Origin of the sequence: Streptomyces lonarensis (genome assembly GCF_012033735.1) — a bacterium.
Classification (GTDB): Bacteria; Actinomycetota; Actinomycetes; order Streptomycetales; family Streptomycetaceae; genus Streptomyces; species Streptomyces lonarensis.
The window spans coordinates 1-3,404 of record NZ_JAAVJD010000370.1 but is presented as its reverse complement, the minus strand read 5'-3'; the positions used below and the strand labels follow the sequence as shown (position 1 = coordinate 3,404).

The following is a 3,404-nucleotide window of genomic DNA, read 5'->3' as shown; positions in this document are numbered from 1 at the left end:
CCTCGCGGAGGAGGGTCAGCGAACGTGTCTGCTCGGCACCGAAGTTGGAGAGCAGCCCCCGCTGCAGCTCGGGGCGGGCGTCGAGCGCGGCGGCCAGCGCCCAGCGCGGCGCCCGGTCCGGGTCCGCCTCCCGCGCCAGCACCACGTGCACCCCGGTACGGGCGGCCTCCCCGAGGTCGAGGAGCTCCACCGCCGTGCCGAGGTTGACCGCCGACTTCCGCAGGAAGGCCGACTCCGGGTCGTCGTGGAGGTCGTCGCCGATCCGCCGGACCTCGGTGGTACCGCGCACCGCGCGCTCCAGCGCGTCGTGCGCGAGGGCGTCCAGCAGCCCGTGGCCCGCGGCCTGCCCGGCGTCGCCGCCCGCGCCGGCGCCGGCGGCGGTGGCCCGGTGCAGCCGGTCCCGGTTGTGCGGGCCGAACGGCCGCACCGCGGCGAGCGGTACCAGGGCCGGGCCGTCGCCCAGCAGCGAGGCGGCGTGCGCCCAGGCGCCCACCTGTTCGGCGGTGGCTCCGGTGCCGCCGCCGGTGGTCAGGGTGTCCGGCAGGTGCCGGTGCCCGGTCGCGCCCGGTTCTGCGGCGACCGGCGGGACGACGTGGTCGACGTAGCGCACCGCCGCCTCGCGCAGCGCGCGCTGCCGGGCGCCCGCGAGGTGGTGGACGTCGAAGGCGGGCACCCGGTGGCGGGGCCCGTGCCCGAGCGGCAGTTCCAGCACCGCCGCCTTCAGCGGTGTCTGCGTCAGCGACTCGTCGTCGAAGCCGGTGAAGACGCCGGTGTGCGGGCGGACCAGCGCCTCGGAGACCGCGGTCAGGTCGGCGACGATCTGCTCGGCGTCGCGGGCGGACGCGACGGTCGGCACCGGCGCGACCGCCAGCTCTGCGGGGGCGGTGACCGTCCCCGCCGCGGGCGGCGGGCAGACGCCGCACGCCGGGTGCTGGTGCACCGGCTCGGCGGTGACGTCCAGCGACACCAGGTCCTGGATCTGCACCTGCCGGTCGGTCTCCGAGGGCAGCGCCCCCGTGGCGACGCGGAACACCTCGTACGCCAGGAGGTTGCCGACCATCGCCGCCACCGGGCCGCGCAGCGCGTCGGGCGCGGCCGCGAACGGCGCGTCGGCCGGTCGTTCCCCGGCCGCGACCTCGCGCCACAGGTCGGCCGCGGCGGCCGCGTCCACCGCGGCGCCCAGCCGCAGCAGCGCGCACGACCAGCAGCCGACCGAGCCCGCCGTGGAGCGGGGGCCGACCACGGCGCGCTCCCCGAACGTCCAGACCGGCACGAGGGTCCGGCCCCCCGGTATCCCGGCGGTCAGCAGCGTGTGGATGCGGGGCGCCGCGCCGGCGCCGGTCAGCAGCACCACGTCGTAGGAGTCCCAGGCGGCGGGGAAGTCGGCGGCGCCGCCCAGGACGGCGACCTCCACCGGGCAGCCCGCGGCGACCAGTTCGGCGGCCTCACCCGCCACCCGCCGACCGGTCGCGGCCTCGGCGCCGACGGCCGCCGCGCCGTTGCGCAGCAGGCTCAGCGCGCACCAGTCGGCCACCTCGCCCGTGCCGAGCACCGCGACCCGGGTGCCGCGGAACCGGGCGAACCGCCGCTCGCTGTCGTCGGCGTAGTGGTCGACGTACTCGATCTGCGGCGCGAACCGCTCGGCCACCTCGGCGGGCAGTTGCGCGGCCTCCGCCGCCCCCTCCCCCTCGGCGGTGGGGCGGTGGTCGCGGGCGAAGTCCCGCTCCAGCAGGGAGGAGACCAGCTCCGCCACCATCGCGCGCTGCGCCTCGCCGAGCCCGCCGCAGATCTCCGCGAGCCGGTTGCCGCCGTCCAGGTGCGGCACGATCAGCGTGGCGAAGCGGTACGCGGTGCGTCCCGTCAGGTGGAAGCCGCCGTCGGCGTTGTGGAACAGGACACCGCCCGGCGTCTCCGTGTAGAGCACGTCCCGGCGAATCCGGGGGCGGGTGTCGGCGAGGGTCTCGAACGCGGCAGCAGCCATTACTCACACCTATCGGTCGGGCGAACGGAGTCGGGGTCAACGGGGTGGCGGCCGGGGCCGGGCGCCGCCCATCGGGCGTAGCGGCGCAGCAGTGGGTGCATGCGGTAGGGGCCGGGCGGCCCGTCCTCCAGCAGTCCGGCGTCGGCGAGCTGCTCCAACGCGGGCTCGGTGGGCGCCGGTTGCTCCGGCGTGGGTTCCGGGCCGCCGGGTGCCGGCGGAGGCGCGGGGTGCACCTCGGGCCCGGGTGCCGTCGCCAGCCGGTGGAAGAGCGCGCGGAGTTCGGGTGAGAGTCGGCCCACCGCCGTGTCGAGCACGGTGGAGACGCTCATCGACGGGTCGCCCGGAAGCGACAGGCAGGCGCGGGCGTCCTGGGCGAGCCAGCGGGCGCCGTCCGCCAGCGACAGCGCCGGGCGGGTCAGCAGCCGCGCGGCGGCGACCCGGAGCGCCAGCGGGTGGTGGCCGCACCCCTCGGCCAGCTCGGTGACGGCGCCCGGTTCCCGACCGGCGCGGTCGGCGCCGAGGGCGGCGGTCAGCAGCCGTGCCGAGTCCACCGGCGCCAGCGGCTGCACCCGGTGCACGGTGCCGCCGTGCGTGGCGACCAGGCCGGCCAGGCCGCGGCGGCTGGTCACCAGCACCGCGCAGCCGGGCCCCAACGGCAGCAGCGGGCGCACCTGTTCGGCGTCGGTGACGTCGTCCAGCACGAGCAGCACGCCCCGCGGGGACTCCGCCGCGAACGCGGCCGACAGCTCGGCCGCCGCGTGGGCAGCGGCGCGGGGCGTGCCGTCGGGCAGCGTCATGGGGAGCAGCCACCGGCCGCCGGGGAACGCGGAGTCGAGCCGTGAGGCGACCTCGCGCGCCAGCGCCGTCTTCCCCACGCCGGGCGCACCGCAGATCAGCTCCGGTGCGGGCGGGTCGGCGGGGCCGTCGCCGGTGGTGGCAGTGGCGGTGGCGGCGGCGAGCCGGCCGGCGATCGCTGCGAGGGCGTCCTCCCGGCCGGCGAAGGCCGGCACCGGGCCCGCGGGACGCAGCGCGCCGGAGGGCCCGCGGGGGTGCACGGCGCCGGACACGGTGAGCGGGGGCGCCGGCGGTGCGGCGTGGTGCGGCGGGCGGGACGCTCCGGCGGGCGGCTGGGCGGGGGTGGGGAGCGGCACGACCTCCGCCTCCCCCTCCCCCGGGCGGGCGTCGGACGGCCCGGGCTGCGCGGACGGCGCGGACGGCGCGGTGTGGTCGGCGGGCAGCTCCGACGGCTCGAACGGTTCGTACGGTCCGCGCAGGTCCTCGGTGCCCGCCGGTCCGGTGCGTCCTGCCGCGGGGGGCTCCGCCGCGGACCACGGCGGCGATGCGGAGGAGCGACTGCGCTCCCTGCGGTCGGCGTTGGCGCTGTGGCAGGGGTCGGTGCTGGCCAACGTCCGCTCCGAGCCGG

The 3,404-nt window shown here is 78.8% G+C and carries 1 protein-coding gene and 1 pseudogene; both read right to left on the bottom strand.

Going from position 1 to position 3,404, the window contains the following annotated elements; all coding sequences use genetic code 11:
* Positions 1-1,981, bottom strand: a 1,981-nt coding sequence (locus HCN56_RS24565; RefSeq protein ID WP_167974701.1) for a TOMM precursor leader peptide-binding protein, incomplete at its 3' end; no start/stop codon positions are given.
* Positions 1,981-3,404 (bottom strand): annotated as a pseudogene (locus HCN56_RS24560) (NB-ARC domain-containing protein); the annotation flags it as partial. The pseudogene HCN56_RS24560 and the gene HCN56_RS24565, both read right to left, overlap by 1 nt.